The following is a 7,057-nucleotide window of genomic DNA, read 5'->3' as shown; positions in this document are numbered from 1 at the left end:
CAGTGTGTGGAGTGCGGTACGCTCCATGATCGGGATGTAAATTCCGCACTGAATATTCTTGCGCTCGGACATGAGCGTCTAGCAGTAGGAATCTCCGTCCTTTAGGTCGGGGAGGATGTCAACTAAAATTTGTCTAAAGCTAGGCGCGAATCACTGCCCCACTCTCTGCATCTAAAATACGGCTAGGTTGCTGGCTTAAACCCAAATCACCATTTAAGTAGTGCAATTGTTGATGGAAATATTGCGTTGTCTCTTGCAAAGAGCGTGCAGGGGCAAGTCCCGCAGGATTGGCACTGGTCGATACAATAAAGCCATCAAAGGCATGGCATAACGCCATACATAAAGGATGATTGGTTACGCGCACCGCTACTTTGGGGTGTTGACCTGTAATCCACTCTGGAATTGCGGCTGTGCTGGGTAATAGCCAGGTGGTTGCTCGATCTGTGGGATAAGTATTCGTCCATGACGCAATTACGCGATCTCGCATTTCGGGGTTTAAATCCTGCAGCAAATGCTCTACTTGTGACAGATGTCCTGCCAGTAAAATCACACCTTTTTCAATCGGACGCTGTTTCAGACGCAAAATTTCCAAAAATGCCTGTTGATTATATGGATCACATCCCAATCCCCAAACCGCCTCTGTAGGATAGGCCAGTACCTGTCCTTGTTGTAGACATGCAGCGGCTTCGGTGACAGAAGTTGTAATCATGGGAGTTTTACCTAAACAGAAACGTGAAATAGGCGCTTATTGTGAACCTTATTTGAGTGGACGACAACGCAGATATAAACCTGATTGTTGTAAACAGAAGCCCATGAGTTCCAGTTCCATTAATGCGCTGGTGAGTGTGGCAATATCTAAATTCAGTTGCTGTGCCAAGTGATCGATGCTTTGTCCGACCCAATCCAGTTGTTGATACAGTGCCAATAAATGCTCGGGAATATGCGGTGTACTTGTATCTGCTGTTTTTGTTGTGGTGGTTTGAAGTATTGCTTCAGTCGGTGGTGTAGATAATTTTGCTTTTGTTGAAGCTGCTGTAGTCTGATTTTGGCTTGATGCTATTTGGTTTTGTTGATATTGCCATTGGGTGGGTAGGGCTAAATCTTCAATCACTTGTTCAGGATGATCCACTAAAATTGCACCTTCACGAATCAATTGGTGGCAACCTTGATGAAATTCACTGTAAATATGTCCTGGAATGGCAAAAATTAATTTGCCTTGCTCTGCTGCCAGTTTCGCGGTAATCAGCGAGCCACTATTTAAACTGGCTTCAGCAACAATCACGCCTAAACTTAGTCCACTGACAATACGGTTACGTCGTGGAAAATGTTGCTGTAAGGGCTTAGTCTGTGGTAAAAACTCCGTAATCACGGCACCATCAGATTCTACAATTTTTTGGCGCAGGCTGTGATGTGCACTTGGATAAGTGCTGTCCAAACCTGTGCCCATGACTGCAATGGTACGTTGATGTTGCAAAGCACCTTGATGTGCGGCTTCATCAATACCTTGTGCCAAACCACTATTGATAAAGAACCCTTGTTCACTTAAATAATAAGCAAAATCATAAGCCACTTGCCGACCATGCGGGCTGGCTTTGCGACTGCCGACAATCGCAATTTGCGCTTGCAACAAAGCCTGTGCATTGCCTTGCCCAAATAAAATGGGTGGCTTGTTGGAATAGGGTCGTAACTGATTGGGATAGTCCGCATCGTCCAAAGTTAGAATAAAATCGCACTGCTGTTGCAGTTGATTCAGACATTGTTCAAAGGCGAGTTGCCCTGTTGGGCTGAGATATTCTTTGGCGCGTTGTAGATGGTTGGCATGAATGCGCACATCTGACCATGTGAGGAGGTGTTCGGGCTGCACTGCGGCAGCCACGGAACCATAATGTTGTACGAGTTTGGAAAAACTAGACAGTGAATGTTGAACCAAATACCACAACAAAATGTAGTTGATTTGCTGTGGGCTGAATGAATTCAACATCACCATCTTAAACCGTTTTAGTCGTCCATTCGTGGTGCTTGTAAGCTCGCACCGACTTTAATTGGTAATTCACTGTCTAAAACATAGGCATAGCTAATGTGGTCAAAGCTCTTGAAGACCATGATATTGCCAATACGTTCGCCCGGAAGCTGAACACGTTCTTTGGTTTTCGGGTCGGTGACCACTTCGCCTTTTTGCGCTACGCTAAACACATGACCAGATTGCACGCCATGTAATGTACCGCGATCAATTGCCACAACACTGTGTTTTGCTGCAGTACCAATCGAACCCATCACACGTAGCACTTGACCACCTGTGCTGACATTTTCAGCATGCGTTGGGTAGAACAAGGTTGGCAGCATTGGGTCATAAATTGGTAAGACGCGATCACCACGACGCACTTCGGCATTGTAGGTATCGGTCAATTCAAGTGTGGTGATGTCATTTTCACCACGTACTGCAATACCTGCAGCAACTTGAGTGAGTTCAATGCCTGCATTGAATTTTTGACCATTGGCATCGGTCAGCATGTACGGTTCGCCTTCACGATATACACCGTAGCGTTGACCTACTTCCAGACCTGCACCACGTGCATACACACTTTGACCTTTAGCAGCTAAAACACGTTGATCAGAAGTACCTAAAATATATGGTGTGCCTTGTAACGCATCTGCGGCAATAATGCTGCTGCGCTCTAACCAGTGTTTGATGTAGTCAAGTGGAATCACAGGAATGGTATTATTTAAAGACTCCACGCGAATTTGCGGCTGTAAATTGGTGCTCTTGCCTGCATAACGACGAATAATGCCTTCACAGCCATCGCCTTCATCTTTACCAATAATAGGGCGACCTTCGTAGGTACACATCAACAAACGGTCACCTGGGAAAATCCAGTGTGGATTTTTTACGTGACGGTTACTTGCCCAAATTTCAGGCCAACGTAATGGATTGTTCAGGAATTTTTTGGAAATATCCCATAAGGTATCGCCTTTTTTTACCACATACACATTTGGTGCGCTGGCTTTTAAGGCAGGCGGATTGATGTTTCGTGCAGGTGCTGCTTCAGCCACACTGATCGCACCAAGTCCCACTGTGAGACATACTGCGAGTGCTAAAACTTGCTTTTTAAACCCCAAGACACGAAAAGAGGATGTGTCTGTCAAAACCTTTTTCATTATCATAATTCCTAAAATTATGTATGTAGTTGCGTTATAATAACGATCTTACACACATTTTTTTGATGAAGCATTCCTTCATTCGGTTTTTTGATCAATGGCATAAGTGAGGATGTCCCATGGCCTTATTACCTATTTTAAGTTTCCCGGATCCCCGTCTGCGTACCATTGCCAAACCAGTCGAAGAAGTCACCGACGAGATTCGTCAGCTTGCTGCAGATATGTTTGAAACGATGTATGCCGCACCCGGAATTGGTCTGGCTGCAACGCAGGTCGATCATCATATTCAGCTGATTGTCATGGATTTATCTGAAAATAAAGATCAACCCATGGTCTTCATTAACCCCAAAGTTACCGCATTGACTGAAGAGACCCAACCGTATGAAGAAGGGTGTTTGTCAGTGCCTCAAATATACGACAAAGTTGAGCGTCCGTCACGTGTAAAAATTGAAGCGATTAACCTTGAGGGCCAATCCTTTGCGCTAGAAGCGGATGAACTTCTCGCTGTTTGCATCCAACATGAAATGGATCACTTAAATGGCAAATTATTTGTCGATTATTTATCGCCGCTCAAGCGTCAGCGTGCCCGTGAAAAAGTCGAAAAAGTAGTGCGCCAGCGTCAGAAAGAAAAAGTCGCGGTCAAGCGTTAAGACGTAGAACAATCAAGAAGACTAGACGCACAAGTTTAGACCAAAGCCTAAAAATCAGCCCAATTTCGATTGGGCTTTGTTATACTTGTGCCACACAAATTCAGGATAGATGTTTTTGTTGTTGCGTAGTGGTTTACTGCTTTCATTTATCGCAGTTTTTTTACAGATTGCTGTTTTTTTACAGCCTTTGCTGCCTGAGCAATATCAAGTTGCACCAGTCTGTGAAACCATCACGCGTGCACTTTTATTGCCACACAAAACAATGACTGCTGTGGGGCATGATGTGCACAGCTCACATCTACATGCAGATCAACAACAAGTTACGACACAAAACGAACATCATCATCACGATGCTTCACATCAATGTCAGTACTGTACGGTATATGGCAATTTAGTCCTACCACCTGAATTAGAGCTTAAAGAAGTACTTGATCGCATTCAGGTGCGTCTTTTGGCTTTCCAAAAACGCTTTCAACATGTTTGGTTTGCACTTCAGCAACTCTTTTTACTTCCGCAGGGACGTGCTCCACCTCACTTTGCATAAATTCAATGTTTTTCGGGTCTGCTTTGACCCTAACTGTATTTATGTTTTGAAGTGAGAAATAAAATGGCTCAGCCTAAATTTTTATTACAGCCCATTGCGGCTGCAGTTTGTGTTGCCTGCTATTCAGCAAGTGCGTTTGCCGATCAAAGTATGCTGTCTGCGAATACGCATAGTCTTGCGCCTATTGTTGCAACCGCACAACAGGGCAATGATGCCAATGGTTTGGTGGTTCGTGCTAATCCAAAACAACCCATTCAGCCGATTCCAGCCACAGATGGTGCAGACTATTTGCAAAGCATCGTTGGCTTTAGTGCTGTCAACAGTGGTGCGGGTACCAATGGCGATGTGACCTTCCGCGGCATGTTTGGTTCACGTATTAAAATTTTAACCGATGGTTCTGAAAACTTAGGTGCATGCCCGAGTCGTATGGATTCACCAACCTCTTATATTTCACCAGAAAGTTTTGATGAAATTACCGTCATTAAAGGCCCGCAAACGGTGCAATATGCCAACACAGGTTCGGCAGCAACGGTATTGTTTGAGCGTAAGCCTGAACAATTTGGTGAAGGTCAAAACTATCGTGGACAAGCCAGTGTTTTGATGGGTTCATTTGGTCGTTTGGATCATAATATTGAAGCAGCAGCGGGCGATGCGCAGAAATACATTCGTTTAAACGCCAACCGTTCTGTGGCAGACAGCTATAAAGATGGCAATGGTACAACTGTTCCTTCAGATTGGGAGCGTTGGAATGCCGATGTGGCTTTAGGTTGGACACCCGATGAAAATACTTGGCTAGAACTGACAGGTGGTCGTGGTGATGCTGAAGTGGTTTATGCGGGCCGTACAATGGATGGTGCTGAATTTGACCGTGAAAGTTTAGGTTTACGTGTAGAAAAGAAAAATATTACCGATGTGATTAAGAAAATTGAAGCACAGGTGAATTATAGTTTTAACGATCATGTAATGGATAATTTTAGTTTACGCCAAGTTGATGAGCCTAACAAAGCTATGACAGTTACACGCCGTACTTTAAATGCGCGTATGGCGGTGACACATGAGTGGGATAAGCTTCAATTTATTACTGGCTTAGATAGTCAAAATAATAAACATGCTGGTGGGATGTATCATGCAACTAAAGCAATGATGAATTCTCCAGTAACAACTGATATGGAATTTCAATCTTATGGTGGTTTTGGTGAATTGAGTTATCAACTCAATGATCAAAATAAATTAGTCACAGGTATACGTGTTGATCAGGTCGAAGTTGACGCAGTGCAAACAGCTCAACAACGTAAAGAAACTTTGCCAAGTGGCTTTATTCGTTTGGAAAATCAGCACCCACATCATGATGCCAAAACGTATGTTGGCTTGGGTTATGTAGAGCGTGTTCCTGATTATTGGGAATTGTTTAGAACAGATTTAAACGGTGTTGAAGGTACGACTTTTAAAAATCTAGATACTGAAAAAACCTTACAACTCGATCTAGGTTATCAGCACGAACATGGTGCATTCAGTTCTTGGGCATCGGCTTATGTAGGGATGATTAATGACTTCATTCTTATGAGCTATGACCCAACTGTAATGGTTCCAATGATGAAAAATGCCGCAGATTCTCGTAATGTGGATGCAACCATTGCTGGGGCAGAAGTTGGTATGGGTTATCAATTTACCGATGCTTTGCAAGCTGATGTGAGTGCTATGTATGCGTGGGGTGAAAACACCACAGACAATACGCCGTTACCACAAATTTCACCTTTGGAAGGACGTTTAAACCTACGCTATGTTCAGGATAAATATACTTTAGGTGCATTATTACGTGTTGTTGATGGTCAAAGTCGTTTCAGCCAAAATCAAGGGAATATTGTTGGTTATGATGTAAAAGAGAGCAGTGGCTTTGGCGTGTTGTCTTTAAATGGTAGTTATAACCTAAGTAAAGGTGTTGATGTGTCTGTGGGTGTTGATAACGTACTGGATAAAACCTATACCGAGCATCTAAACAAAATGGGTGCGTCAGGAACAGGTTTACCAGTTACTGAACAATTTAATAATAGTGGTCGCAACTATTGGGCGCGTATCAGTATGAAGTTCTAATTTGGACTTTATTTAAACCAAAAGCAGAGCTTAGGCTCTGCTTTTTACTTTTTTGTGATAATAATTACTTATAAAACAGTTGTTTAAGTATTTGGGCTGTGTTTAAAAGAATTAGTTAGATTTTTATTAAAATAAATTTATAAGTTAAAACAGTAGTTTATCTATTTTTGGGTTTATAAAATAAACACTCGAAATATTTCTTTTACAAAAAGCCTTGCATGGCAAAATATTTGGCCTATAATGCACATCCATCGGCGGTGATGTTGATAAAAACTTGTTGAAAAACAATAGCTTGGTTGATTGATTTAAGATTAATTGAGTTTGTTTTGAGTAGATGGGTTTGAAAATAAAATCAACATTGCGTGTTGACTTTCTAGAAATAGGGAGTAGTATAGCCGACCTAGCTTGATGCTGACGAAGCATCGAGAAGATCATTAAGAGATTATGAAGAACAACTTGTGTGGATTTTTACTGATTGATTAATCGAAGATATTTCATTGATTGATTGGTTTAAATTACTCGAAGTTTATTTGAGCGAAATTTAAGTCAGAAAATTGATGAGCCAGATTTGGAAGTTTAGATTAAAACTTCAAAATGATTTTAACTGAAGAGTTTG

Annotated in this window: 6 protein-coding genes and 1 pseudogene; 4 read left to right on the top strand and 3 right to left on the bottom strand. The window is 42.3% G+C overall.

Annotated elements, in window-relative coordinates; translation table 11 throughout:
- Window positions 1-105, top strand: a pseudogene (locus ACEO2X_RS12895) (RNA-guided endonuclease TnpB family protein); the annotation flags it as partial.
- A gap of 34 nt (window positions 106-139) precedes the next feature.
- Here ACEO2X_RS12895 and ACEO2X_RS12890 read toward each other — a convergent pair.
- Genes ACEO2X_RS12890 through ACEO2X_RS12880 form a run of 3 tightly spaced genes read right to left on the bottom strand, consistent with a single transcriptional unit; the run spans window position 140 to window position 3,156 of the window.
- On the bottom strand, window positions 140-709 hold the full coding sequence (locus ACEO2X_RS12890) for an L-threonylcarbamoyladenylate synthase (protein WP_004970120.1): 570 nt from the start codon (window positions 707-709) through the stop codon (window positions 140-142).
- A 48-nt stretch (window positions 710-757) separates the two neighbouring features.
- Window positions 758-1,981: a DNA-processing protein DprA gene (dprA, locus tag ACEO2X_RS12885; protein WP_371972113.1), complete on the bottom strand. Its 1,224-nt coding sequence runs from the start codon at window positions 1,979-1,981 to the stop codon at window positions 758-760.
- A 17-nt stretch (window positions 1,982-1,998) separates the two neighbouring features.
- Complete coding sequence (locus ACEO2X_RS12880) at window positions 1,999-3,156, bottom strand: LysM peptidoglycan-binding domain-containing protein (protein ID WP_070155503.1); 1,158 nt, start codon at window positions 3,154-3,156, stop codon at window positions 1,999-2,001.
- A gap of 119 nt (window positions 3,157-3,275) precedes the next feature.
- Here ACEO2X_RS12880 and def point away from each other — a divergent pair, with 119 nt between their 5' ends.
- From def to ACEO2X_RS12865, 3 genes are all read left to right on the top strand, one after another.
- The gene (gene def / locus ACEO2X_RS12875; protein WP_004970115.1) at window positions 3,276-3,806 is read left to right on the top strand and encodes a peptide deformylase; all 531 of its coding nucleotides are present in this window, start codon (window positions 3,276-3,278) and stop codon (window positions 3,804-3,806) included.
- Between the two features lie 115 nt (window positions 3,807-3,921).
- Window positions 3,922-4,350 (top strand): DUF2946 family protein, encoded by a 429-nt coding sequence (locus ACEO2X_RS12870; RefSeq protein WP_104853276.1) that lies wholly within the window; start codon window positions 3,922-3,924, stop codon window positions 4,348-4,350.
- A 63-nt stretch (window positions 4,351-4,413) separates the two neighbouring features.
- A complete protein-coding gene (locus ACEO2X_RS12865; protein WP_371972112.1) occupies window positions 4,414-6,441 on the top strand; it encodes a TonB-dependent copper receptor in 2,028 nt (675 codons plus the stop codon).
- Window positions 6,442-7,057: the final 616 nt, after the last annotated feature.

It is taken from the genome of Acinetobacter sp. AL9, from assembly GCF_041464035.1.
In the GTDB taxonomy this organism is placed as follows: Bacteria; Pseudomonadota; Gammaproteobacteria; order Pseudomonadales; family Moraxellaceae; genus Acinetobacter; species Acinetobacter towneri.
Note: the sequence above shows the minus strand (reverse complement) of the source record. Positions and strands in the feature narration are given on the sequence as shown.